The sequence below is a fragment of the Streptomyces sp. NBC_01525 genome, from assembly GCF_045040405.1.
GTDB lineage: Bacteria > Actinomycetota > Actinomycetes > Streptomycetales > Streptomycetaceae > Streptomyces > Streptomyces benahoarensis.
This window is the reverse complement of the sequence record NZ_CP109397.1, coordinates 913522-937546: the sequence shown is the minus strand read 5'-3', so window position 1 is coordinate 937546 and position 24025 is coordinate 913522. Positions and strand designations below refer to the sequence as shown.

At 72.0% G+C, this 24025-nt stretch carries 23 protein-coding genes; 12 read left to right on the top strand and 11 right to left on the bottom strand.

The window, feature by feature from the left end; translation table 11 throughout:
* The first annotated feature begins 1 nt into the window (after position 1).
* From OG422_RS04185 to metK, 11 genes are all read left to right on the top strand, one after another.
* The gene (locus OG422_RS04185) at positions 2 to 1288 is read left to right on the top strand and encodes a dihydroorotase (protein WP_405739821.1); all 1287 of its coding nucleotides are present in this window, start codon (positions 2 to 4) and stop codon (positions 1286 to 1288) included.
* Positions 1285 to 1878: a hypothetical protein gene (locus OG422_RS04180; RefSeq protein WP_405739818.1), complete on the top strand. Its 594-nt coding sequence runs from the start codon at positions 1285 to 1287 to the stop codon at positions 1876 to 1878. Before OG422_RS04185 ends, OG422_RS04180 begins: the two co-directional genes overlap by 4 nt.
* Positions 1875 to 3014 (top strand): glutamine-hydrolyzing carbamoyl-phosphate synthase small subunit, encoded by a 1140-nt coding sequence (gene carA, locus OG422_RS04175; RefSeq protein ID WP_405739815.1) that lies wholly within the window; start codon positions 1875 to 1877, stop codon positions 3012 to 3014. Before OG422_RS04180 ends, carA begins: the two co-directional genes overlap by 4 nt.
* Positions 3007 to 6315: a carbamoyl-phosphate synthase large subunit gene (gene carB / locus OG422_RS04170; RefSeq protein WP_405739812.1), complete on the top strand. Its 3309-nt coding sequence runs from the start codon at positions 3007 to 3009 to the stop codon at positions 6313 to 6315. The genes carA and carB overlap by 8 nt, the downstream gene beginning before the upstream one ends.
* An 84-nt stretch (positions 6316 to 6399) precedes the next feature.
* Positions 6400 to 7506 (top strand): quinone-dependent dihydroorotate dehydrogenase, encoded by a 1107-nt coding sequence (locus OG422_RS04165; RefSeq protein ID WP_405747639.1) that lies wholly within the window; start codon positions 6400 to 6402, stop codon positions 7504 to 7506.
* A complete protein-coding gene (gene pyrF / locus OG422_RS04160) occupies positions 7503 to 8372 on the top strand; it encodes an orotidine-5'-phosphate decarboxylase (protein ID WP_405739809.1) in 870 nt (289 codons plus the stop codon). Before OG422_RS04165 ends, pyrF begins: the two co-directional genes overlap by 4 nt.
* A 198-nt stretch (positions 8373 to 8570) precedes the next feature.
* Positions 8571 to 8894: an integration host factor, actinobacterial type gene (gene mihF, locus OG422_RS04155; RefSeq protein WP_143939918.1), complete on the top strand. Its 324-nt coding sequence runs from the start codon at positions 8571 to 8573 to the stop codon at positions 8892 to 8894.
* A gap of 38 nt (positions 8895 to 8932) precedes the next feature.
* Positions 8933 to 9550, top strand: coding sequence for a guanylate kinase (gene gmk, locus OG422_RS04150; RefSeq protein ID WP_143939919.1), 618 nt, complete (start codon positions 8933 to 8935; stop codon positions 9548 to 9550).
* A 74-nt stretch (positions 9551 to 9624) separates the two neighbouring features.
* Complete coding sequence (gene rpoZ / locus OG422_RS04145; protein WP_005319902.1) at positions 9625 to 9897, top strand: DNA-directed RNA polymerase subunit omega; 273 nt, start codon at positions 9625 to 9627, stop codon at positions 9895 to 9897.
* A 138-nt stretch (positions 9898 to 10035) separates the two neighbouring features.
* Complete coding sequence (gene coaBC, locus OG422_RS04140; protein ID WP_405739804.1) at positions 10036 to 11280, top strand: bifunctional phosphopantothenoylcysteine decarboxylase/phosphopantothenate--cysteine ligase CoaBC; 1245 nt, start codon at positions 10036 to 10038, stop codon at positions 11278 to 11280.
* 247 nt (positions 11281 to 11527) lie between these two features.
* Complete coding sequence (gene metK / locus OG422_RS04135; protein WP_143939921.1) at positions 11528 to 12736, top strand: methionine adenosyltransferase; 1209 nt, start codon at positions 11528 to 11530, stop codon at positions 12734 to 12736.
* A 97-nt stretch (positions 12737 to 12833) separates the two neighbouring features.
* Here the strand turns inward: metK and OG422_RS04130 are convergent, their stop codons facing one another.
* The 10 genes from OG422_RS04130 to OG422_RS04085 form a co-directional block, all read right to left on the bottom strand.
* On the bottom strand, positions 12834 to 14294 hold the full coding sequence (locus OG422_RS04130) for an FAD/NAD(P)-binding protein (RefSeq protein ID WP_405739800.1): 1461 nt from the start codon (positions 14292 to 14294) through the stop codon (positions 12834 to 12836).
* Between the two features lie 24 nt (positions 14295 to 14318).
* Positions 14319 to 14768, bottom strand: a complete 450-nt coding sequence (locus tag OG422_RS04125) for a PPC domain-containing DNA-binding protein (RefSeq protein WP_251076408.1) — start codon at positions 14766 to 14768, stop codon at positions 14319 to 14321.
* Positions 14769 to 14773: 5 nt separating this feature from the next.
* Positions 14774 to 15724, bottom strand: a complete 951-nt coding sequence (locus OG422_RS04120) for an EamA family transporter (protein WP_221938091.1) — start codon at positions 15722 to 15724, stop codon at positions 14774 to 14776.
* 13 nt (positions 15725 to 15737) lie between these two features.
* A complete protein-coding gene (locus OG422_RS04115; RefSeq protein ID WP_405739796.1) occupies positions 15738 to 16496 on the bottom strand; it encodes a PIG-L deacetylase family protein in 759 nt (252 codons plus the stop codon).
* Positions 16493 to 17344, bottom strand: coding sequence for an SAM-dependent methyltransferase (locus OG422_RS04110; RefSeq protein WP_251076405.1), 852 nt, complete (start codon positions 17342 to 17344; stop codon positions 16493 to 16495). The genes OG422_RS04115 and OG422_RS04110 overlap by 4 nt, the downstream gene beginning before the upstream one ends.
* A gap of 67 nt (positions 17345 to 17411) precedes the next feature.
* On the bottom strand, positions 17412 to 17873 hold the full coding sequence (locus tag OG422_RS04105; protein ID WP_251076406.1) for a MaoC family dehydratase: 462 nt from the start codon (positions 17871 to 17873) through the stop codon (positions 17412 to 17414).
* A 7-nt stretch (positions 17874 to 17880) separates the two neighbouring features.
* A complete protein-coding gene (locus tag OG422_RS04100; RefSeq protein ID WP_405739792.1) occupies positions 17881 to 18528 on the bottom strand; it encodes a maleylpyruvate isomerase family mycothiol-dependent enzyme in 648 nt (215 codons plus the stop codon).
* Positions 18525 to 18767 (bottom strand): hypothetical protein, encoded by a 243-nt coding sequence (locus OG422_RS04095; protein WP_030278607.1) that lies wholly within the window; start codon positions 18765 to 18767, stop codon positions 18525 to 18527. Before OG422_RS04095 ends, OG422_RS04100 begins: the two co-directional genes overlap by 4 nt.
* Positions 18768 to 18838: 71 nt before the next feature.
* On the bottom strand, positions 18839 to 19660 hold the full coding sequence (locus OG422_RS04090) for an aminoacyl--tRNA ligase-related protein (protein ID WP_143939926.1): 822 nt from the start codon (positions 19658 to 19660) through the stop codon (positions 18839 to 18841).
* Positions 19661 to 19679: 19 nt separating this feature from the next.
* Positions 19680 to 20579, bottom strand: coding sequence for a diiron oxygenase (locus OG422_RS04085; RefSeq protein ID WP_143945065.1), 900 nt, complete (start codon positions 20577 to 20579; stop codon positions 19680 to 19682).
* 624 nt (positions 20580 to 21203) lie between these two features.
* Between OG422_RS04085 and OG422_RS04080 the strand changes: the two genes are divergently transcribed.
* Complete coding sequence (locus tag OG422_RS04080; RefSeq protein ID WP_405739786.1) at positions 21204 to 23339, top strand: primosomal protein N'; 2136 nt, start codon at positions 21204 to 21206, stop codon at positions 23337 to 23339.
* Positions 23340 to 23454: 115 nt separating this feature from the next.
* Here OG422_RS04080 and OG422_RS04075 read toward each other — a convergent pair whose 3' ends face one another.
* The gene (locus OG422_RS04075; RefSeq protein WP_405739783.1) at positions 23455 to 23997 is read right to left on the bottom strand and encodes a hypothetical protein; all 543 of its coding nucleotides are present in this window, start codon (positions 23995 to 23997) and stop codon (positions 23455 to 23457) included.
* Positions 23998 to 24025 lie beyond the last annotated feature (28 nt).

The following is a 24025-nucleotide window of genomic DNA, read 5'->3' as shown; positions in this document are numbered from 1 at the left end:
CATGAGCAAGACCCTGATCCGCGGGGCGAAGGTCCTCGGTGGCGAGCCGCAGGACGTGCTGATCGACGGCGAGACCATCGCCGAGGTCGGCACGGACCTCAGCGTCGAGGGCGCCCGCGTCATCGAGGCCGACGGCCAGATCCTGCTGCCGGGCCTCGTCGACCTCCACACCCATCTGCGCGAGCCGGGCCGCGAGGACTCCGAGACCGTGCTGACCGGCACCAAGGCGGCCGCCGCCGGTGGCTTCACCGCCGTCCACGCCATGGCCAACACCTTCCCCGTCGCCGACACCGCGGGCGTCGTCGAGCAGGTCTGGCGCCTCGGCCAGGAGTCCGGCTACTGCGACGTCCAGCCGGTCGGCGCCGTCACCGTCGGCCTGGAGGGCAAGAAGCTCGCCGAGCTGGGCGCGATGCACGAGTCCCGCGCCGGGGTGCGGGTCTTCTCCGACGACGGCAAGTGCGTCGACGACGCGGTCATCATGCGCCGTGCCCTGGAGTACGTGAAGGCGTTCGACGGTGTCGTCGCCCAGCACGCCCAGGAGCCCCGGCTCACCGAGGGCGCCCAGATGAACGAGGGCCGGGTCTCCGCCGAGCTGGGCCTGGGTGGCTGGCCGGCCGTCGCAGAGGAGTCGATCATCGCCCGCGATGTGCTGCTCGCCGCGCACGTCGGCTCCCGCGTCCACATCTGCCACCTCTCCACCGCCGGTTCCGTCGAGATCGTCCGCTGGGCCAAGTCCAAGGGCTGGAACGTCACCGCCGAGGTCACCCCGCACCACCTCCTCCTCACCGACGAGCTGGTCCGCAGCTACGACCCGGTCTACAAGGTCAACCCGCCGCTGCGCACCGAGGCCGATGTGCTGGCGCTGCGCGAGGCGCTGGCCGACGGCACCATCGACTGCGTCGCCACCGACCACGCCCCGCACCCGCACGAGGACAAGGACTGCGAGTGGTCCGCGGCCGCCATGGGCATGGTCGGCCTGGAGACCGCGCTCTCCGTCGTCCAGCACACGATGGTCGACAACGGGCTGCTGGACTGGGCGGGCGTCGCCGACCGGATGTCGTTCCGCCCGGCGCGCATCGGCCGCCTGGAGAGCCACGGCCGCCCCGTCTCGGCCGGCGAGCCCGCCAACCTCACGCTGCACGATTCCGCTTACCGTGGAGTGGTGGACCCCGCGGGCTTCGCCTCCCGCAGCCGCAACACCCCCTACGAGGGCCGTGAGCTGCCGGGGCGCGTCACCCACACCTTCCTGCGGGGCCGGGCAACGGTCGTCGACGGGAAGCTGGCGTGACTCCTTACCTCCTCACCTCCGCAGCGGCACAGAAGTCCGCCGAGGTCACCGACTGGGCCGCGCGGATCGGCTGGGTCGTCGGACTCCTGCTGTTCATCGCGCTCCTCTACTGGCTGATGCGCCAGGGCTGGAAGTGGCGCGGCACGCTCCAGAATGGCCTGCCTACACTTCCGACCAGCCCCGATGAGCTGGGCGAGGCCCTCCTCACGGCCACCGGTCGCTACCACGGCTCGACCACCGCCGGGCAGTGGCTCGACCGGATCGTCGCGCGGGACCTCGGCACCCGCAGCCGGGTCGAGCTGACCTTGACCGACCGGGGGCTGGACGTCGTCCGGCCCGGCGCCACCGACTTCTTCGTCCCGGCGGACGCCCTGCGCGGCGCCCGCCTCGACAAGGGCATCGCCGGGAAGGTCCTCCCCGAGGGCGGTCTGCTGATCGTCACCTGGACGCACGGCGGCACGGAGATCGATTCCGGTTTCCGCTCCGACCGGGCCGCCGACCACCCCGCCTGGGTCGAAGCGGTCAACCGCCTCAGCCCCCCACACACCACCAGCACCACCGAGCACACCGAAACGGAAGGCGCACGATGACGACCTCCACCAGGGGGACCAAAATCCCCGCCGTTCTCGTCCTGGAGGACGGCCGCAGCTTCCGTGGGCGCGCCTACGGGGCCGTGGGGGAGACCTTCGGCGAAGCGGTGTTCTCCACCGGCATGACCGGCTACCAGGAGACGCTGACCGATCCCTCGTACCACCGCCAGGTCGTCGTCATGACCGCCCCGCACGTCGGCAACACCGGCGTGAATGACGAGGACGACGAGTCGCAGCGCATCTGGGTGGCGGGCTACGTCGTCCGCGACCCCGCCCGTACCCCGTCCAACTGGCGCGCCAAGCGCTCCCTGGACGAGCAGCTGGTCGCGCAGGGCGTTGTCGGCATCAGCGGCATCGACACCCGCGCTCTCACCCGTCACCTGCGTGAACGCGGTGCGATGCGGGTCGGCATCTTCTCCGGCGACGCGCTGCCCTACGAGGGCACCATGCTCGCCAAGGTCCGTCAGGTCCCCGAGATGGCGGGCGCCGACCTCAGCGCCCAGGTCGCCACCAAGGAGACGTACGTCGTCCCGGCGATAGGGGAGAAGCGCTTCACGGTCGCCGCCGTCGACCTCGGCATCAAGGGCATGACCCCGCAGCGGATGGCCGAGCGCGGCATCGAGGTGCACGTCCTGCCCGCCACCGCCACCGCCGAGGACGTCTACGCCGTAGGCCCCGACGGCGTGTTCTTCTCCAACGGCCCGGGCGACCCGGCCACCGCCGACGGCCCCGTCGCGGTCATGCAGGAGGTCCTGCAGCGGAAGACGCCGCTGTTCGGCATCTGCTTCGGCAACCAGATCCTCGGCCGCGCCCTCGGCTTCGGCACCTTCAAGCTGAAGTACGGCCACCGTGGCATCAACCAGCCCGTCCAGGACCGTACGACGGGCAAGGTCGAGGTCACCGCGCACAACCACGGCTTCGCCGTCGACGCGCCGCTCGACAAGGTCTCCGACACGCCCTACGGACGCGCCGAGGTCACCCACGTCTGCCTGAACGACAACGTCGTGGAGGGCCTGCACCTCCTCGACCAGCCGGCGTTCTCCGTCCAGTACCACCCCGAAGCCGCCGCGGGCCCGCACGACGCGGCGTACCTGTTCGACCGCTTCGTCCAGCTCATGGAGGGCCAGCGTGCCTAAGCGCACCGATATCCAGTCCGTCCTGGTCATCGGCTCCGGCCCGATCGTGATCGGTCAGGCCGCCGAGTTCGACTACTCCGGCACCCAGGCGTGCCGGGTCCTCAAGTCCGAGGGCCTGCGCGTCATCCTCGTCAACTCCAACCCCGCCACGATCATGACGGACCCGGAGATCGCCGACGCCACCTACGTCGAGCCGATCACCCCGGATTTCGTCGAGAAGATCATCGCGAAGGAGCGCCCGGACGCGCTGCTGCCGACCCTCGGCGGCCAGACGGCCCTCAACACGGCGATCTCCCTCCACGAGGCCGGGACGCTCGACAGGTACGACGTCGAGCTGATCGGCGCCAACGTCGAGGCGATCAACAAGGGCGAGGACCGCGACCTCTTCAAGGGCGTCGTCGAGGCCGTCAACCGCAAGATCGGTCACGGCGAGTCGGCCCGCTCGTACATCTGCCACTCCATGGACGACGTCCTCAAGGGCGTCGACGAGCTGGGCGGCTACCCCGTCGTCGTCCGTCCCTCCTTCACCATGGGCGGCGCCGGCTCCGGCTTCGCGCACAACGAGGAGGAGCTGCGCCGCATCGCCGGTCAGGGCCTCACGCTCTCCCCGACCACCGAGGTGCTCCTGGAGGAGTCCATCCTCGGCTGGAAGGAGTACGAGCTGGAGCTGATGCGCGACCGGAACGACAATGTCGTGGTCGTCTGCTCCATCGAGAACTTCGACCCGATGGGCGTGCACACCGGCGACTCGATCACCGTCGCCCCGGCGATGACGCTGACCGACCGCGAGTACCAGATCCTGCGGGACATCGGCATCGCCGTGATCCGCGAGGTCGGCGTGGACACCGGCGGCTGCAACATCCAGTTCGCGGTCAACCCCGAGGACGGCCGGGTCATCGTCATCGAGATGAACCCGCGCGTCTCGCGCTCCTCGGCCCTGGCCTCGAAGGCCACCGGCTTCCCCATCGCGAAGATCGCCGCGCGGCTGGCCGTCGGCTACACGCTGGACGAGATCCCCAACGACATCACCGAGGAGACCCCGGCGTCCTTCGAGCCCACGCTCGACTACGTCGTCGTCAAGGTCCCCCGCTTCGCGTTCGAGAAGTTCCCCGCCGCGGACGCCACCCTCACCACCACCATGAAGTCGGTGGGCGAGGCGATGGCGCTGGGCCGCAACTTCACCGAGGCGCTGCAGAAGGCGCTGCGGTCGCTGGAGAAGAAGGGCAGCCAGTTCACCTTCACCGGTGAGCCCGGTGACAAGGGCGAGCTGCTGGTCAAGGCGCAGGTCCCCACCGACGGCCGGATCAACACCGTCATGCAGGCGATCCGCGCGGGCGCCACGCCGCAGGAGGTCTTCGACGCCACGAAGATCGACCCGTGGTTCGTCGACCAGCTCTTCCTCCTCAAGGAGGTCGCGGACGAGATCGCCGAAGCCGACCAGCTGGACGCCGGAATACTGGCCGAGGCGAAGCGGCACGGCTTCTCCGACGCCCAGATCGCCGGGATCCGCGATCTGCGCGAGGACGTCGTCCGCGAGGTCCGCCACGCCCTCGGCATCCGCCCGGTCTACAAGACGGTCGACACCTGCGCCGCCGAGTTCGCCGCGAAGACGCCGTACTTCTACTCCTCCTACGACGAGGAGAGCGAGGTCGCCCCGCGCGAGAAGCCCGCGGTGATCATCCTGGGCTCCGGCCCCAACCGCATCGGCCAGGGCATCGAGTTCGACTACTCCTGCGTCCATGCCTCCTTCGCGCTCAGCGACGCGGGCTACGAGACCGTGATGGTCAACTGCAACCCGGAGACCGTCTCCACCGACTACGACACCTCCGACCGGCTCTACTTCGAGCCGCTGACGCTGGAGGACGTGCTGGAGATCGTCCACGCCGAGCAGCAGGCCGGACCGGTCGCCGGTGTCATCGTGCAGCTCGGCGGCCAGACGCCGCTGGGCCTGGCGCAGGCGCTCAAGGACAACGGCGTACCGATCGTCGGCACCTCCCCGGAGGCCATCGACCTGGCGGAGGAGCGCGGCGCGTTCGGCCGGGTCCTCTCCGAGGCGGGGCTGCCCGCCCCCAAGTACGGCACCGCGTTCTCCTTCGACGAGGCCAAGGCCATCGCCACGGAGATCGGCTATCCGGTCATGGTCCGCCCCTCCTACGTGCTGGGCGGCCGCGGCATGGAGATCGTCTACGACGAGCCGTCGCTGGGCGAGTACCTGACCCGCCACGCCGGTCTCATCGACCGGCACCCGGTTCTCATCGACCGGTTCCTGGACGACGCCATCGAGATCGACGTCGACGCCCTCTACGACGGCACCGAGCTGTACCTCGGCGGCGTCATGGAGCACATCGAGGAGGCCGGTATCCACTCCGGCGACTCCGCCTGCGCCCTGCCGCCCATCACCCTCGGCGGCCATGACATCAAGCGGCTGCGCGCCTCCACCGAGGCCATCGCCAAGGGCGTCGGGGTGCGCGGACTGATCAACATCCAGTTCGCGATGGCCGGGGACATCCTCTACGTCCTGGAGGCCAACCCCCGTGCCTCCCGCACCGTGCCGTTCACCTCGAAGGCCACCGCGGTGCCGCTGGCGAAGGCCGCCGCCCGGATCTCCCTCGGCGCCACCGTCGCCGAGCTGCGGGCCGAGGGCATGCTGCCGAAGACCGGCGACGGCGGCACGCTGCCGCTCGACTCGCCGATCTCCGTCAAGGAAGCCGTCATGCCCTGGTCCCGCTTCCGGGACGCCTCCGGGCGCGGCGTGGACACCATCCTCGGCCCGGAGATGCGCTCCACCGGCGAGGTCATGGGCATCGACTCGGTCTTCGGCACCGCCTACGCCAAGTCCCAGTCCGGTGCGTACGGCGCGCTGCCCACCAAGGGCCGGGCGTTCGTCTCCGTCGCCAACCGGGACAAGCGGTCGATGATCTTCCCCGCCCGGGAGCTCGTCGCCCACGGCTTCGAACTGCTTGCCACCTCCGGCACCGCCGAGGTGCTGCGCCGCAACGGCATCAGCGCCACCGTGGTCCGCAAGCACTCCGAGGGCGAGGGCCCGAACGGTGAGAAGACGATCGTCCAGCTGATCCACGACGGCGGCGTCGACCTCATCGTCAACACCCCCTACGGGACCGGCGGCCGTCTCGACGGCTACGACATCCGCACCGCGGCGGTCTCCCGGGGCGTCCCCTGCCTGACCACCGTCCAGGCGCTCGCCGCCGCCGTCCAGGGCATCGAGGCGATGTCCCGCGGCGACGTCGGGGTCCGCTCCCTCCAGGAGCACGCGGAGCATCTGACCGCCGCCCGCGACTGACGACAGGCCCACGAGGGGGACACCGCGCGCGGTGTCCCCCTCGTCATGAGTACCGCCGCTCCGGAGCCCCACGAGGACACCACCATGTACAAGACGTTCTTCCACCTGATCTTCCAGCGGATGGACCCCGAGAAGGCCCACCACCTGGCCTTCGGCTGGATTCGGCTGGCCGCCCGCACACCCGTCCTGCGGACCTTCGTCGCGGCGGCGCTCGCGCCCCGCTTCAAGGAGCTGCGCACCGAGGCGCTCGGCCGCCGGATGCACGGGCCGTTCGGCCTCGCCGCCGGTTTCGACAAGAACGCCACCGCCATCGACGGCATGGCGATGCTCGGCTTCGACCATGTCGAGATCGGCACCGTCACCGCCCAGCCGCAGCCCGGCAACCCCAAGAAGCGCCTCTTCCGGCTCGTCCCGGACCGTGCGCTGATCAACCGCATGGGCTTCAACAACGACGGTTCCGCCGCCGTCGCGGACCGCCTCGCCGCCCGCACCCCGGTGTTCCGCACCACCCTCGGCGTCAACATCGGCAAGACCAAGGTGGTCCCCGAGGAGGAGGCGGTCGGCGACTACGTCACCTCCACCGAACGCCTCGCCGCCCACGCCGACTACCTCGTCGTCAACGTCTCGTCCCCGAACACCCCGGGACTGCGCAACCTCCAGGCGGTCGACCACCTCCGCCCGCTGCTGACCGCCGTCCGCGAGGCCGCCGACCGTACGGTCACCGACCGCCGCGTCCCGCTGCTGGTCAAGATCGCCCCGGACCTCACCGACGCGGACATCGACGCCGTCGCCGACCTCGCCCTCGAACTCGGCCTGGACGGCATCATCGCCACCAACACCACCATCGCCCGTGACCTGGGCCTGACGTCCGACCCGGCGCTGATCAACGAGGCCGGCGGGCTGTCCGGCGAGCCCGTCAAGGACCGCTCCCTGGAGGTGCTGCGCCGCCTCTACGCCCGCGTCGGCGACCGGATCACCCTCGTCGGCGTCGGCGGCATCACCACCGCCGAGGACGCCTGGCAGCGCATCCTCGCCGGTGCCACCCTGATCCAGGGCTACAGCGCCTTCATCTATGAGGGTCCCTTCTGGTGCCGCGCGCTCCACAAGGGCCTCGCCGCCCGGCTGCGCAACAGCCCGTACGCCACCCTCGCCGACGCGGTCGGCGCCGAGCACCAGCAGGTGACCGCATGATGATCCAGGAAACCGCCCCGGCACCCTTCGGCGCGCGCCTGCGCCGCGCCATGGACGAGCGCGGCCCGCTCTGCGTCGGCATCGACCCGCACGCCTCCCTCCTCGCCGACTGGGGCCTGAACGACGACGTCGCCGGGCTGGCGCGGTTCACCCGTACCGTCGTCGAGGCGCTCGCCGACCGGGTCGCCGTCCTCAAGCCGCAGTCCGCGTTCTTCGAGCGCTTCGGCTCCCGCGGCCTCGCCGTCCTGGAGACCGCCGTCGTCGAGGCGCGCGAACGCGGCGCGCTCGTCCTGATGGACGCCAAGCGCGGCGACATCGGTTCCACCATGGCCGCCTACGCCGCCACCTACCTCGACCCGGCCTCGCCGCTCTTCTCGGACGCGGTCACGGTCAGCCCGTACCTCGGCTACGGCTCGCTGCGCCCGGCCCTGGACCTGGCCGCCGCCCAGGGCTGCGGCGTCTTCGCGCTGGCGCTGACCTCCAACCCGGAGGGCGCGGAGTTCCAGCGGGCGATGCGCGAGGACGGCCGGACCGTCGCGGCCACCGTGCTGGGCCACCTCGCCGCGGAGAACGCCGCGGCCGAGGGGCTGGGCTCGTACGGCGCGGTGGTCGGCGCGACCCTCGGCGATCTCTCCGCCTTCGATCTGGCGATCAACGGCCCGCTGCTGGCCCCCGGCATCGGCGCCCAGGGTGCGACCCCCGCCGACCTGCCCACCGTCTTCGGGGACGCGGTCCGCAACGTGCTGCCGAGCGTCAGCCGGGGGGTGCTGCGGCACGGTCCGGACACCGGTGCGCTGCGGGACGCGGCGGCCCGGTGTGCCGACGAGGTGCGGGCGGCAATCGATCAGCAGGAGGCCCGGCAGTAGGTTTAGTCCCGATTTGTCCTGGTCAGCAGAGTCTGACCAGGACTTTTCGTCTGTTCTCGCTGACTCGGGCGCCGTCGGCCGCTAGTCTCCGACGAGAGCACCGCACGTAAGAGCGTTGCTCGTTGCTCCGCCCGTGCGGGGCGACTAGGTTCCACACCGGTCCGTATCCGACAGTTCTACATCCGAGGTGACGTAGGCGTGGCTCTTCCGCCCCTTACCCCTGAACAGCGCGCAGCTGCGCTTGAGAAGGCCGCCGCGGCTCGCCGGGAGCGCGCAGAGGTCAAGAATCGGCTCAAAAACTCCGGCGTCACCCTCCACGAGGTCATCGAGGCGGGCCAGGGCAACGAGGTCATCGGCAAGATGAAGGTCTCCGCGCTCCTCGAGTCGCTGCCCGGCGTGGGCAAGGTCCGCGCCAAGCAGCTCATGGAGCGCCTGGGCATCTCCGAGAGTCGCCGGGTGCGCGGTCTGGGATCCAACCAGATCGCCGCCCTGGAGCGGGAGTTCAGCAGCTCGGCTTCCTGAGTTTTCCGGCACAGCCCGGAAGCTGGAATAATCGCTGCATGGCTGCAACATCCCGGGGGACGACCCCCGTGCCCCCGGACGCTCGTCCGCGACTGACCGTGCTCTCCGGCCCCTCGGGGGTCGGCAAGAGCACGGTCGTCGCCCATCTGCGCAAGGTGCACCCCGAGGTCTGGCTCTCGGTTTCGGCGACGACCCGTAAGCCCCGTCCCGGAGAACAGCACGGCGTTCAGTACTTCTTCGTCGACGACGAGGAATTCGACAAGATGATCGCCAACGGTGAACTCCTGGAATGGGCGGAATTCGCGGGTAATCGCTACGGCACCCCGCGCCGCGCGGTGCTCGACCGGCTGGAGTCGGGCGAGCCCGTCCTGCTGGAAATCGATCTCCAGGGCGCCCGCCAGGTGCGCGAATCGATGGCGGAGGCACAGCTCGTCTTCCTCGCCCCGCCGAGCTGGGACGAGCTGGTCCGCCGCCTCACCGGCCGCGGCACCGAGGCTCCCGACGTGATCGAACGCCGCCTGGAGGCCGCGCGTATCGAGCTCGCCGCGGAGAAGGAATTCGATAAGACGCTCGTCAACACCTCCGTCGAGGGCGTCAGCCGTGAGCTGCTAGCCTTGATGCTGCGGCGTAATGGGGACGGAAAGACCGCAGGCTGACACCGCGGATCTCCCCGGCCCCCGCCAGAGTTTTTGCTTCACCACCGGCTTCACACCCCTTCGGAAGGCAGAGAGTGTCCTCTTCCATCACCGCGCCCGAGGGCATCATCAACCCGCCGATTGATGAGCTCCTTGAGGCCACCGACTCGAAGTACAGCCTCGTGATCTACGCGGCGAAGCGTGCGCGCCAGATCAACGCGTACTACTCGCAGCTCGGCGAGGGCCTGCTCGAATACGTCGGCCCGCTCGTCGACACCCACGTCCACGAGAAGCCCCTGTCGATCGCGCTCCGCGAGATCAACGCGGGCCTGCTGACCTCCGAGGCCATCGAGGGCCCCGCGCAGTAAGCACCGCATCACCACCGAGGGCCCGGCAGCGCGACTGCCGGGCCCTTGGTGTGTCATAGGGGCACACCCGCCGCGGGCGTACGGCATCCGGCCGCCGCCACGGGGCGATCCGGAACTGGCTCGGGGAGCAGCGAAGCGATGGACAAGCAGGAGCGTGTGACGACGCCCAAGGTCGTGCTGGGGGTCAGCGGTGGCATCGCCGCGTACAAAGCCTGTGAGCTGCTGCGGCGGCTGACCGAGTCGGGGCACGACGTCCGGGTCGTGCCGACCGCCGCCAGCCTGCACTTCGTCGGCGAGGCCACCTGGTCGGCGCTGTCCGGCAACCCGGCCACCACCGAGGTCTGGGAGTCCGTCCACGAGGTTCCGCACGTCCGTATCGGGCAGGAGGCCGACCTCGTCGTGGTGGCGCCCGCCACCGCCGACATGCTGGCCAAGGCGGCCCACGGCATCGCCGACGACCTGCTGACCAACACCCTGCTCACCGCGCGCTGCCCGGTGGTCTTCGCGCCCGCGATGCACACCGAGATGTGGGAGAACCCCGCGACCCGGGAGAACGTCGCCACGCTGCGCCGCCGCGGCGCGCTCGTCATCGAGCCGGCGGTCGGCCGCCTCACCGGCGTCGACACCGGCAAGGGCCGCTTCCCCGACCCCGTCGAGATCTTCGAGCTGTGCCGCCGGGTGCTGGCCCGCGGCCCGCGCGCCCTCACCGCGGATCTGGCCGGGCGGCATGTCGTCGTCACCGCGGGCGGCACCCGCGAGCCGCTGGACCCGGTCCGCTATCTGGGCAACCGCTCCTCGGGGCGGCAGGGCTACGCGCTCGCGGCGACGGCTGCCGCGCGTGGTGCGCGGGTCACCCTCGTCGCGGGCAACACCGAGCTGCCGGACCCGGCGGGCGTGGACGTCGTCCGTGTCGGCACCGCCGTGCAGCTCCGGGAGGCGGCGCTGGCGGCGGCGGAGGACGCCGATGCGGTGGTAATGGCCGCGGCAGTGGCCGATTTCCGGCCAGCCGCCTACGCCACCGGCAAGATCAAGAAGGAGGACGGGCAGGAGCCGGAACCGGTCACGCTGGTCCGCAATCCGGACATCCTCGCCGAGCTGTCCGCCGACCGGCCGAAGCCCGGGCAGATCGTTGTCGGGTTCGCCGCCGAGACCGACGACGTCCTCGCCAACGGCCGCGCCAAACTCGCCCGCAAGGGCTGTGACCTGCTGGTTGTCAACGAGGTGGGGGAGCACAAGACCTTCGGTTCGGCGGAGAACGAAGCCGTGATCCTCGCCACGGACGGTTCCGAGACACCGGTGCCGCACGGACCGAAGGAAGCGCTGGCCGACATGGTGTGGGACCTCGTCGCGGGCCGGTTCGCGGGCGCCCCCGACGGCTCCTGAGACGGCCGCCGCACCCGCCCCGGGGGCCCGCGCCACAGCGGCGGGTCCCCTTGACCAGCGGGGCCGCACGGCTGATCGTCCCTCTGTGGGCCGTGGTGTGCCAGGCCGCGACGGATCCATAAATCGAGACTGAGTGTCCGAACCTCGCACATGACCGATAAACTGGCCAGCGGATCGGGCCGAGCGCAGCTCTCGAGCCCCTCCAACAAATGATCAGCCAGCAGCCGCTGCAACCCCAGGGAGCGATGTGTCCCGCCGCCTCTTCACCTCGGAGTCCGTCACCGAGGGCCACCCCGACAAGATCGCTGACCAGATCAGCGACACGATCCTCGACGCCCTCCTCAAGGAGGACCCCACCTCCCGGGTCGCCGTCGAGACGTTGATCACCACCGGCCTGGTTCATGTGGCCGGCGAGGTGACGACGAAGGCGTACGCCGACATCCCCAGCCTTGTGCGTAACAAGATCCTCGACATCGGCTACGACTCGTCGAAGAAGGGCTTCGACGGCGCCTCCTGCGGCGTCTCGGTCTCCATCGGCGCGCAGTCCCCGGACATCGCGCAGGGTGTCGACACGGCGTACGAGAACCGTGTCGAGGGCGATGAGGACGAGCTGGACAAGCAGGGCGCGGGCGACCAGGGCCTGATGTTCGGCTACGCGTGCGACGAGACGCCGGAGCTGCTGCCGCTGCCGATCTTCCTCGCGCACCGGCTCTCCCGGCGCCTGTCCGAGGTCCGCAAGAACGGCACCATCCCCTACCTCCGCCCCGACGGGAAGACCCAGGTCACCATCGAGTACGACGGTCACAAGGCCGTCCGCCTCGACACCGTCGTGGTCTCCTCGCAGCACGCCAGCGACATCGACCTCGACTCGCTGCTCGCGCCCGACATCCGCGAGTTCGTCGTCGAGCACGTCCTCAAGGAGCTGGTCGAGGACGGCATCAAGCTGGACACCGACGGCTACCGCCTGCTGGTGAACCCGACCGGCCGCTTCGAGATCGGCGGCCCGATGGGCGACGCCGGTCTGACCGGCCGCAAGATCATCATCGACACCTACGGCGGCATGGCCCGGCACGGTGGCGGCGCGTTCTCCGGCAAGGACCCGTCGAAGGTCGACCGCTCCGCCGCGTACGCCATGCGCTGGGTCGCCAAGAACGTCGTCGCGGCCGGTCTCGCGGCCCGCTGCGAGGTCCAGGTGGCGTACGCCATCGGCAAGGCCGAGCCGGTCGGTCTCTTCGTCGAGACCTTCGGCACCGCCACCGTCGACCCCGACAAGATCGAGCAGGCCATCGGCGAGGTCTTCGACCTCCGCCCGGCCGCGATCATCCGGGACCTCGACCTGCTCCGCCCGATCTACGCGGAGACCGCCGCGTACGGCCACTTCGGCCGCGGGGACGCCGACTTCACCTGGGAGCGCACCGACCGCGTCGACGCGCTCCGCAAGGCGGCGGGTCTCTAGGACCTCTCGTCCGGGGGCGTCGCGGACGCCCCCGGACGCCGAACGGCCCCGCACCGGATGTTCCCGGTGCGGGGCCGTTCGGCGACTGCGCCGCCTCTCAGGTCGCGGCGGCGACCAGCTCGTGTGCGATCAGCTCCGCCCGGACGTTGATCATGTACATGGAGCCGGCGTAGAAGAGGTCGCCGGAGGTGAGGTCGCCGAGCGCGTACAGCCGTCCCGGGGCCTGTCCCCGGTCCGGGCGCAGCGCGTTCGTCGCCGGGTCGATCAGCAGCCCGCCGTGCGGATTGCCGACCACCAGACCCGCGTCCGCCAAGGAGCGCAGCAGCGGCGCGGACCGCGGGCCGGTGGTGGCCAGCCCGGTGCGGGTGGCGTCCACCACGACGTCGGCGCGTCCGGCCCGCCCCTCGTGCACCACCTCGAAGCCGCCGCCCGCCCGGGCCCGGACCCCGGCCGTTCCGGCGCGTACCGTCAGCTGGCCGCTGTCCATCGCCGCCAGCAGCCGCCGGGCGGTCGGCGGCGGCATCGGGTTGTACAGCGGTTTGGCGAGCGGGTGGAAGCGCCGCAGGAACACCCGCTTCTCGTGGTCACCCCACGCCGTCCACACGCTCTCGCGGACGTCGCGCAGCGCCGTCGTGGCGATCGTCTGGTACGGGTTGCCGTCCAGCCGGGCCAGTTCGGAGCGGAGCCGGTCGTGCGCCGGGCGGGGCGCGGTCTCGTCGGCGAGGTCCGTGCCCGCCGCGGCCAGTTCGGCCCCGAGCAGCGCGAAGGTGTCGCGCAGCCCGAGGGAGCCGGAGCGTTCCAGATGACGGGCTATCGCCTCCGGCGTCAGATGCGTGAGGGTGAACGGGCGGTGCCGGGCGCGGACACCGGGCAGCAGACCGTGCCGCGACGTCATCGTGATCCGGCCGCGGTGCCCCCGGTGCAGCAACCCCAGCGCGACGTCCACCCCGGACAGCCCGGTGCCGAGGACCATGACGTGCGCGTCCTCGGCGATCCGGGGCAGTACCGCGGTGAGCGGATACGGGTCGGGGTGGAAGCCGGGGGCACCGGCCAGCCCGTAGGGGTCGGCCGGTGGCCCGCTGCCCGGGCAGAGCACCACCCGGTCGGCGTGGGTGAGGGAGGCGGCGCCGCGGATCATGACCTCCCCGGCGGACGCCTTGGCGACGGTGGCGAACTCCGGGACCACCGTCACCGTCCAGCCCCGCCGCCGGGCGCCCTGCAGACACGCCTCCCAGTGGTCCACCAGATACTCGCCGTAGACCCGCCGCGGAACGTACGCGTCGGGCGGCAGGGTCGCCAACGGCGTTGCCGTGTACCGGGGTTGGCGGTGCAGCCAGCGCAGGAAGTGATCGCGCTCGGCGCTCCGCACCGACATGAATCCGGCCTCGCGGTTGACCAGTGCGCAGTCCAGGTCGGGGCGGTAGGCGCGGCCGGTGGCCAGCTGCCGCGCCCCTTCGTGGACCGTGATGTCGAACGCGGCGTCGTTCCCGGCGTGGCGCAGCATGCTGTCGAGCAGGCTGACCGCCGCGGCGCCGCCGCCTATGACCGCCAGGCGCATGAGCGGGCTCCTCCTGGGGCCGTGCTATCCGGCCGTGTCGGGTGCGATGACGGGCAGGCCCAGCGTGGTGTCGAGCCGCCGGGTGAGCGCGGTGGGGTACGCGGTGACGAACACCTCCAGGGCCGGGTGGGCGACGGCCTGTTGGAGGTGGCCGCCGACCGTCGTGCCGTCGCGGCGGCCCAGCACGACATGGGCGTGGACGTGCGGCCTCCCGTCCTTGAGCGCGATGTTGCCGGTCAGGCCCAGCACCTCGGTGTGTTCGGTCACCGGGATCGGGACATGGGCCTTGGCGACCGGGTCGAAGAGGGACAGCGCGGCGGAGCCGAAGGCGCCGATTCCGGTGAGGGAGCCCGCGGTCACCTGCTGTTCGGCGGCGAACTTCTCCAGTGCGGGCACCACCTCGTCGCCCGCTTCCAGAACGACGGCGAACTGGCGGGGCGCCATGGCGTCGTCGTGCAGCAGCCGGATGTGCATCGGTGTCAACTCGCTTTCGTGGCATCGGCGGGCTTCTCGCCGCCGGGGACTTCGCTCGGCACGGGCCCGGGGTGCCGCAGGGCCCACCGGGCGCGCACCTTGCCGATCACATCGAACTGGTTGAGGACCAGCCCGAGGATCACCAGTGTGATGGCCGTGGCCTTCATGACACCCAGGGGCTCACCGAGGAGCAGCATCGACGACGCCATGCCGAAGATCGGCACCAGCAGCGTCAGCGGCGCGACCCGGGAGGTGCGGTAGGTGCGCAGCAGATGGCCCCAGAGCGCGAAGCCGAAGAGGATCGTCGGGTAGACCATGTAGAGCAGCGAGCCGAGGCCGGTCCAGCCCATGGTGGTGAAGGAGTGCTCGACGGTGCCCCAGCCGCCGAGGCCCAGCGACAGCAGGAACATCGGGACCGGCGGCACCAGGCTCGCCCAGACCGTGAACGCCAGCGCGTTCTCCGGCTGGGCCTTCTTGATGATCAGGTTGGCGACGGCCCAGGACAGCGACGCACCGACGACCATGACCGTACCGGCCGCGGTGACCGAACCGTCGGTGACCGCGGCGACCAGACCCATGCCGACGCCCGCCACCACGAACCCCACCAGGAAGCGGGGGCTGACGCGTTCGCCCATCAGCCCCGCCGCCAGGCCGATCGTCCAGAACGCCTGGAGCTGCATGACGACCGAGGCCAGGCCCGCCGAGAAGCCCAGGTCCATCCCGGCGAAGAGCAGCCCGAACTGGCCGATGCCGAAGAACAGCCCGTACAGCAGGAGATAACGCCACGGTACGTTCGGCCGCTTGAAGAAGAAGACCGCGGGGACGGCCGCGAGCAGGAAGCGGAGCGACGCCAGGAGGTAGGGGTCGAACGAGCGCAGCCCGATGTCGATGATGGCGAAGTTCACTCCCCAGATGACCATCACCAGGACGGCACCCAGGAATTTGGACAGTGGCAAGAACGCTCCTCTTTCAGGGGTGTGAGGGGGCCGCGGGGGCGGCCGCGTCGGTCCGGATGACCTGGAACGCCTCGGCGAGGCGGCCGGGGGCGAGCCCGCCGAGGGCCGCCTGCCCGGCCAGCTTGGCGCGCACGTCCTCGCGGAGCCGGTCGCGGTGGGCGGTCTGCGAGACATGGGCGCGCAGCGCGGTGAGCTTCTGCTCGAACGTCTCCGACACATCGACCCGGGTGTCCGGGCGCGGCCCGGTCGTCACCCAGATCTCCGGGACGCTCCAGGGGGCCAGGCCCTCCTCCAGCAGCAGCTCGGGGAAGGCCCGCGGATTGCGCGCGTCCGGGTAGAGCGCCGCCAGCGACGCCTCCCCGGCCGCGCGGTGATCGGGGTGGAGATCGGGCAGGAACGCCCAGTTGATCTCCGGGCTCTGGATCACCGCGCGGTGCGGCCGGGTCTGCCGGATCACCCGGACGATCTGCCGCCGCAGCGCCACATCGGGCCGCAGCATCCCGTCCTGGTGGCCGAGGAACCGTACGTCCTTGACCCCGAGGACGGCGGCGGCGTCGCGCTGCTCCCGCTCCCGCCGCGCCGCGAGATCGGCGCGCGGCACGGTCGGGTCCTCGCCGCCACCCGAACCGTCCGTCAGGACCAGATACGTCACCTCGGCGCCCGCGCCCGTCCAGGACGCGATGGTGCCGCCGGCGGTGAAGTCCGTGTCGTCGGGGTGGGCGGCGACGGCCAGCACCCGCAGCGCGCCGTCCGGGGAATCCGTACCGCTCACGCCGCGAGCACCTCGGCGGTGAAGAGGAACGACCGGGGCACGCCGGTCATGGTGCGGGGCGGCACCGGGTGCGGCCAGCGCCCGAAGTCGGCGCCGTCCTCGCCCGGTTGCTTGAGGTCCGTCACGGACCAGCCGCAGTCGGGCAGGAACTCCTCGGGGGAGTCGGTGCCGAAGAGCCAGGGGTTGCCGTCCTCGGCCAGGATCTTGAGGAAGCCGCGGGCGAGCGGGTTGGTGAGGGTGGTGCGGCTCGTCATGTCGCCGAGGAGCACGGAGCCGGGCGCGGACAGCTCCCGCAGCGTGCCCAGCAGCCGCCGTACGACGTCCTCGGGGAGGAAGAAGAACAGCCCCTCGGCCACCCACAGGGTGGGCTGCTCCGGGTCGAACCCGGCGGCGTGCAGATCGTCCTGCCACTGCTCGGCGAGGTCGACCGCGACGGCGTGGCGGCGCGGCCCGCCGACGGTGTCGACGCGGTGCCGGGCGAGAAGTTCGGCCTTGGCGTCGAGCAGCGCCGGGCGGTCGAGTTCGTAGAGCGTGACGCCGTCGGGCCAGGTCAGCCGGGCGGCGCGCATGTCCATCCCGGCGGCGACGGAGACCACCTGACGCAGCCCGCGGTCGCGGACGGCGCGGACGAGGGCGTCGTCGAGGTAGCGGGTGCGGACCAGGACGAAGGGGGCGACGGCGGAGCCGCGGTACCGCTCCAGCAGCGCGAAGCCGGTGTCCCCGGCGACGGCGCGGGCCAGCGGGTCGTCGAAGATACGGTCCGGGCGCTCGGACTCCAGGGCGCGCGCGGCGGCCGTCCACTGTGCCGTCCGGGACACCGGCTCCATCTGCATTTCCGCGCTCGTCATGAGCGGTTACTCCTCTCGGGGCGACGGCTGACCGGCGCGGGGTGTCCGCCGGTGCCGGAGGTCCGGTTCATGTGTCCTGCCCGGCGGGTCTGCGGCGGAAGATGCTGTGCAGCACCATGCTGAAGACCACCGTGCCCTCCTCGTCGAGGAGTTCGCACCGCGGGCGCAGTATTCCGGATTGCTTGCTGTGCAGTACGGGAGCCACGCCCAGCACCGTCAGGCGCGCCCGCAGCACATCGCCGGGGCGCACCGGCCGGTGGAAGCGCATCTCGTCCACGCCCGGTGAGCCGTCACCGGCCGAGTCGGCGAGGATCTCCTCGACGTAGCGGCGCATGAAGAGCGAGGCGGTCAGCCAGCCGCTGGCGACGAGACCGCCGAAGTGCGACTCGCGGGCGCGCTCGGGGTCGGTGTGGAACACCTGCGGGTCATAGGCGCGCCCGAAGGACAGCACCTCTTCCTGTGTCACCTTCACCTCGCCGAGGTCGTAGACCTCACCGACGGGAAAGTCCTCCAAGTACCGGATGCTCACGGCCGCCTCACCATTCCGCGCTGACGAGTTCTTCGGGCGTGGCGCCGGACAGCTGGTAGCGGTCCGGAGCCACCGGGCGCCCGGTGTAGAGCCGCAGCACGTCCGGGACGTCCGCGGTCAGCCGGGCCGTGGGCCGTCCGGGCAGGGCGGAGCCCAGGGTGAGCCGCCGGGTGGGCAGCTGGATCTCCACCAGGGGGGTGCGCACCACGCGTTCACAGCGGCTGAGCAGCGTGAGGGCCGCCTGGTGGCCACGGCTGTGGTACGGATCGTCCAGGCCGATCGCCTCGCGGACGTCGCCGCCGTGGATCCAGGTGCCGAGCGCCGCCAGGTCCTTGGCGCCGCCCGCCGCCCGGATCGCCGGGCCCGCGTCCGCGAGGCCCTGGTCGAACTCGTCGATGACCTGCTTGAGCGGCCAGGAGCGGCGCTCCTCGACGTCCCGTTGGTTCTGCTCGTGGCTGGCGCGGTACGCGGGGCCCGCGGCGAGGCCGGTGAGTGCGGCGCCGCAGTGCGCGACGATGTCGCGGACCGTCCAGGCGGAGCAGACCGTGGGCCGCTTCAGATCGGCCTCGGGCAGGGTGCGCAACCGCGGCACGAGGGTGTCGCGTTCGGCGCGGAGCACCACATCGGTGGCGGCGGGTATCTGCGGGCCCGTCATCGCACCCCCGCCCCGAAGTAGCGCGCCTCGATGCGGCGCAGGGTGCGGAAGTCGTCGATGTCGATGCTCTCCATGTCGATGTCCTCACCGCTGAGGCGGGAGACCAGCACCATGAACTCGACGAACGCGAGGGAGTCGATCAGACGGCTCTCCAGCAGGTCGAAGTCCGGCTCGATGTCGCTGACTTCGGCGTGCCGGTCGAGGATCCACTGTTTGATCTGGTCGGTGGCGGACTGCATGGCGGACTCCTTCGAGAGGGTGGGGCGGGGAGGTACGGGCAGACGCGGCGGGCGGCTGCCCGCGCGGCGGATCAGGCCACGGCGGCCTTGTCGAGGGCCGTGGCGACGGCCGCCCAGTCGCCGTGCCGCTCGTGCAGCACGGCGAGCCAGCGCTCCAGGCCGAAGGCGACACAGCTGGTGAACACCGGGCGGCCGGTGCCGGCGATGCGGATGTCGCAGCGCTCGCCGAAGAAGTTGCGGTGCTTGTTCACGGACCCGATGGCGAGGTCGCCGACGAGGAACTCGTACTTCACCGGCGACAGCATCTGGAGCTTGGCGCGCGGACCCTCGCCGTCGAAGAACGGGTCGGACGCGGGCTCCTTGCGCATCTCCAGGCCCAGCGCCTCGGCGAACGCGAGGATGCGCTGCGAGGAGCGTTCCAGATGGTCCTCGACGAACTCCTGGCTGCCCAGCGCGACGATCTCGCGCATATGGAAGCCGAGCAGGCGGCGCAGCCCCTTGTAGTGCTCCTCGCGGCGGAAGCACCGTCCGACGAGGGTGACCAGGGTGTCCCGCTCCAGCGCCGTGCCCTCCAGGCCGAGGTAGACGGCGTAGCAGGTGGCGGGCGGCGGGGCGACCTCGGCGCCTTGGAGCTGGTCGGGCGGGAAGGCGGTGGTCGCCGTCGCCGCCTCGCCCTGCGGGCGCCGCTCCAGGTCCAGGCCGCTGACGGTCAGCGCCTGGTGCGGGAAGTTCTGGTAGTAGTCGAGCTTGGCCAGACCGGCGACGGGGAGCAGGGCCGGTCCGACGACGGGCTCGGCGCCGCGGGCGGTGCCCCATTCGGCGAAGGTGCGGTCCAGGCGGTGGAGCGCGGCGGCTTCGTCGGCGCGCAGGAACAGCAGACCGTTGGGTTCCACGAATCGGCCTCCCGCCCGCTCAGATGCCGGGCAGGACGTCGTCGGCGAAGATGCCGGTCCGGCACATGAATGCCAGCGGCTTGCGCACGGCGCGGCGCTCGGCCTCCCGGCGCGAGGGCTCGGCGAGCAGCCGTTCCCGGAATCCGAGCGGGTCGGGAATTCCGGCGTCGCGGTAGATCTGCGGGTTGTAGAAGGCCCGCAGGCTGAAGGCGATGTACCGCTTGAGGTACTGCTCGATCTCCTCGCGCTGCCCGGGGGTGAGGTCCCCGACGAGGTCGGCGTGGAGCAGCGAGACCAGCTCCCGGCCGAAGGCGATGTGCCGGGACTCGTCCTCGTGGTGCACGCGGTTGACCTGGCGGATGGTGTCGTGGAGCGAGGCGTCGCCCGCCATGCGCATGTTGTAGTGGTCGACGATTTCCTCGAAGAGGAGCACCCGGCAGAACACCAGAAGGTTCTCGACCCGGGGGTCCTCATGGGCGATGGAGTTCAGTTTCGGCCCGGAGTAAATCTTCCCGCCGTAGCGCAGGCAGAATTCGGCGAAGAACCACATGTGTTCGTTCTCTTCGCCGACGAAGTGGTGGAAGAAGTCCGACGGAATCTCAAACCCGCGGGTGTGGATGCGGCGCACCACCTCCACTAGGAGTTCCCGAATGCCTTCGACGTTCAGGCTGTAGAAATTGATGCTCTCCCAGCGCGAGAGTTGCTGCCGCTGCGCCTCGGTGAGTTCTTTCACGATTTCCGTGCCGTACGTGGAGGTGAGATCCTCACTCATCCACATCATCTCGGACGGCAGCGTCTCGGGCCAGTCGAACTCGCGGTACGGGTTGTAGTAGTCGTCAACCGACTTGTCGACGAGCCGCTGGAGTATCTCGACGAAACGCTGTTCCCGCTCCGGTCTGGGCGTGGTGGTCGACAGCATTCATTTCCCTTTCGGCGATCGGTGAAAGCGGGACCGCGGCGGACAGGGGACCGCGCGGTGTGATCGGTCGGCGTCATGCCGGTACGGGGAAGTGGGGGTGGGAATGCGTACGGGAAAACGGGGGCGGTCGGGCGGTGGTGAGTCAGTGGCGTCGAATGCCCGCCGGTGACTTTAGCGCTCCGCCTCGCTATTGGGCCAGATCTCCCGGTGAAAAGAAGGGGAAGAGAGTCTTCCGTTTGTGTCGGTGGTGCTGAGGGAGTTACCTCCTTACAAGCCGGGCCGACTATTGCAGCAGTATTTCGGCAGTATGAAGCGGCTGTCTGTGCGGTAAGACCCCCCGCGGGTGCGTTGCGTCGTTTCCGGCCGACTTCGCGGAGGTGCCGCACGCTCCCGGCCTGGTCATTTCGGCGCGCGGGGGGTGGCCAGCTCGCGTTTCCGGCGCCGGGGGAACGACTCGAATTCGCTCCTGTGTGTGAACCGGTGTCGCGCCCGCCCGGGCGGGGGCCCGCGCGCGAGGCCGCGGCAGGGGCGCGGAACCGGCGGCGCCCCGGCCCGCCGCCCGGCCCCGGGGTGCGGGGCTCGCGCACCCGCCGTTGTCGGTGCCGTCTGCTAAGACTGGATGCCGTGAGCAGGGACGACGGGCGCCAGGAGGCCGGGGCGGATGCGGGCGAGCAGTTGGCCCTCATCCGGGCGAGCGTGCGGGAAACCAAGGCGACCCGCGCCAAGCCGCGGACCTGGCGCGGCGCCGAGCCCGCCGCCGAGCTGCCCGTCGCCCGCGTCCTTGTGGACAAGGGCCTCGTCCACCTCGACCGCTACTTCGACTACGTCGTCCCCGCCGCCATGGACGCAGAGGCCCGCCCCGGCGTGCGGGTGCGCGTCCGCTTCGGGGCGGGCGAGAAGGGCGGGCGACGCGAGGGCGGCAAGCTGGTCAGCGGCTTCATCGTCGACCGCGTCGCGGAGAGCGACTTCCGCGGCGTCCTCGCCCCGCTCGCCCAGGTCCTCTCCCCGGAGCCGGTGCTCACCCCCGGGCTGCTCGCCCTGTGCCGCGCCGTCGCCGACCGCTACGCAGGCAGCCTCGCCGACGTCGTCCAGCTCGCCGTCCCGCCCCGCCGCGCCCGCGCCGAGGCCAAGGAGTCCCCGCCCCCGCTGCCGCCCAACGCCTCGCCCGAGCCCGGTGGTTGGCAGCGGTACGGGGCCGGGCCCGGCTTCCTCGCCGCGCTGGCGCGGGGGGACGCGCCGCGCGCGGTGTGGACGGCGCTGCCCGGCGCCACCTGGCCCGACGAGCTGGCCCGCGCCGCCGGCGCCGCGCTCGCCTCGGGCCGCGGTGCGCTGATCGTGGTGCCCGACGGCCGGGCCGCCGCCCGGGTCGACGCCGCGCTCACCGCCCTCGTCGGCTCCGGCCGTCACGTCCTGCTGACCGCCGATGCCGGGCCGGAGGAGCGCTACCGCCGCTGGCTCGCGGTCAGCCGCGGCTCCGTGCGCGCCGTGATCGGCACCCGCGCCGCGATGTTCGCGCCGGTCGACCGCCTCGGCCTGGTCGCCCTGTGGGACGACGGCGACGCCGCGCTCAGCGACCCGCACGCCCCGCAGCCGCACGCCCGCGAGGTGCTGATCCAGCGCGCGGTGGGGGAGCGGGCCGGGTTCCTGCTCGGCGGGGTGAGCTGCACGGTCGAGGCGGCGCAGCTCGTCGAGACGGGCTGGGCGCGCCCGCTGGCCGCCGACCGTGAGCGGGTGCGCGCCGCCGCCCCCCGCATCCGTACGGTCGGCGACGGCGACGAGGCGCGCGACGAGGCGGCCCGCGCGGCCCGGCTGCCGACGATGGCCTGGCAGGTGGTCCGCGAGGGGCTCAAGCACGGCCCGGTCCTCGTCCAGGTCCCCCGGCGCGGCTACGCCCCCCGGCTGGCCTGCGCCCGCTGCCGGACCCCGGCCCGGTGCCGCGCCTGCGCGGGCCCGCTGGAGTCCCCGCGCGCCGACGACCTGGTGTGCGCCTGGTGCGCACGGGCGGAGGCGGACTGGCACTGCGCGGAGTGCGGCGGCGCCCGGCTGCGCGCCCAGGTGGTGGGGGCCCGGCGGACGGCCGAGGAGCTGGGCCGGGCGTTCCCCGCCGTACCGGTGCGCACCTCGGGCCGCGACCATGTGCTGGCGACGGTGCCGGACGCCCCCGCGCTGGTGGTGTCCACCCCGGGTGCCGAGCCGGTCGCGGAGGGCCCCGGGTACGCCGCCGGGCTGCTGCTGGACGGCTGGGCGCTGCTCGGCCGCCCCGATCTGCGGGCCGGGGAGGAGGCGCTGCGCCGCTGGCTGACGGCGGCCTCGCTGGTCCGCGGCCAGGAGGCGGGCGGCACGGTCGCGGTGATCGCGGAGCCGACGCTGCGGCCGGTCCAGGCGCTGGTGCGCTGGGATCCGGTGGGCCACGCCGTCCGCGAGCTGGCGGAGCGGGCCGAGCTGGGCTTCCCGCCGGTCTCCCGGATGGCGGCGGTCGCCGGCCGCTCCGATGACGTCGCCGCGCTGCTGGGGTCCGCCGAACTCCCGCCGGGCGCCGAGGTGTTGGGCCCGGTGCCGCTCCCGGTCGCCGACCCCGGGCGGCCGCGCCGTCCCGGTGATCCGCCGCCGGGCGAGAGCTGGGAGCGGGCGCTGGTCCGCGTCCGGCCCGGTCAGGGCGCGGCGCTGGCGGCGGCCCTGAAGGCGGCCCACGCGGCCCGTTTGGTCAAGAGGGAGGGGGAGGCGGTCCGGGTCCGGATCGACCCGCCCGACCTGGGGTGACCGCGGCCCGGCGGCCCGGCCCCGGTCGTCGTTCCCGGTCCGCCGCGGCCCCGGCCCGCGGGCGCGTGGCGCTCCGGAGCCGCACCCGGCGCCCGTCGGCCGGAAGAGCGCGGCGTCAGCCGTTGCGCGGTGCGGGGAACGCGCCGGTCCGGGGCTCCTCGCGGGGGCCGGGGGCGGGCTGCGCCGGCATCTGGCGGGCCGCGGGCACCGACGGCGTACCGGACGGGCCCGCCGCGACGGCCACCGCGCGGGAGGTGGTCGCCTCGGGGGAGTGGTGTGTGGCGTCGGCGCCCTCGGCGGTGTGCTGGGCGGCCCGGCGGCCGCCGTAACGGCGGTGCACCGCCTGCTTGGTGACGCCGAGTGCGGAGCCCACCGCGTCCCAGGAGAAGCCCAGCGAACGGTCGAAGTCGACGGCGGCCGTGACGAGCGTTTCGACGCTGTCGCGCAGCTCCTGGGCGAGGCGGACCGTGGGGGCAGGCGCGCGCCCGTAGACGACGAATCCGGCGGAGGGGCCGGTGCGGCGCGGCCGGTAGACGTTGCCGAGCTGGGCGGTCAGGGTGCGCAACGCGTCCACCTGTCGGCGTACCCGCTCGATGTCGCGTACCAGGAGATGCAGGCTGGCGCGCGCCTGGGCGTCGTGGGTTGCGTGGTCGGCCATGTGAAAGCCTCTCGAACCGGCGTGGAAA

Excerpts from the sequence above, each read along its gene's own strand:
- OG422_RS04185 (WP_405739821.1), top strand. The coding sequence starts at position 2 with ATGAGCAAGACCCTGATCCGCGGGGCGAAGGTCCTCGGTGGCGAGCCG.
- OG422_RS04110 (WP_251076405.1), bottom strand. The coding sequence starts at position 17,344 with ATGACGAGCGCGGAAATGCAGATGGAGCCGGTGTCCCGGACGGCACAG.
- OG422_RS04125 (WP_251076408.1), bottom strand. The coding sequence starts at position 14,768 with ATGCACATCCGGCTGCTGCACGACGACGCCATGGCGCCCCGCCAGTTC.
- OG422_RS04095 (WP_030278607.1), bottom strand. The coding sequence starts at position 18,767 with ATGCAGTCCGCCACCGACCAGATCAAACAGTGGATCCTCGACCGGCAC.
- coaBC (WP_405739804.1), top strand. The coding sequence starts at position 10,036 with ATGGACAAGCAGGAGCGTGTGACGACGCCCAAGGTCGTGCTGGGGGTC.
- OG422_RS04130 (WP_405739800.1), bottom strand. The coding sequence starts at position 14,294 with ATGCGCCTGGCGGTCATAGGCGGCGGCGCCGCGGCGGTCAGCCTGCTC.
- pyrF (WP_405739809.1), top strand. The coding sequence starts at position 7,503 with ATGATGATCCAGGAAACCGCCCCGGCACCCTTCGGCGCGCGCCTGCGC.
- OG422_RS04100 (WP_405739792.1), bottom strand. The coding sequence starts at position 18,528 with ATGACGGGCCCGCAGATACCCGCCGCCACCGATGTGGTGCTCCGCGCC.
- gmk (WP_143939919.1), top strand. The coding sequence starts at position 8,933 with ATGGCTGCAACATCCCGGGGGACGACCCCCGTGCCCCCGGACGCTCGT.
- OG422_RS04085 (WP_143945065.1), bottom strand. The coding sequence starts at position 20,579 with ATGCTGTCGACCACCACGCCCAGACCGGAGCGGGAACAGCGTTTCGTC.
- OG422_RS04075 (WP_405739783.1), bottom strand. The coding sequence starts at position 23,997 with ATGGCCGACCACGCAACCCACGACGCCCAGGCGCGCGCCAGCCTGCAT.
- OG422_RS04165 (WP_405747639.1), top strand. The coding sequence starts at position 6,400 with ATGTACAAGACGTTCTTCCACCTGATCTTCCAGCGGATGGACCCCGAG.
- carA (WP_405739815.1), top strand. The coding sequence starts at position 1,875 with ATGACGACCTCCACCAGGGGGACCAAAATCCCCGCCGTTCTCGTCCTG.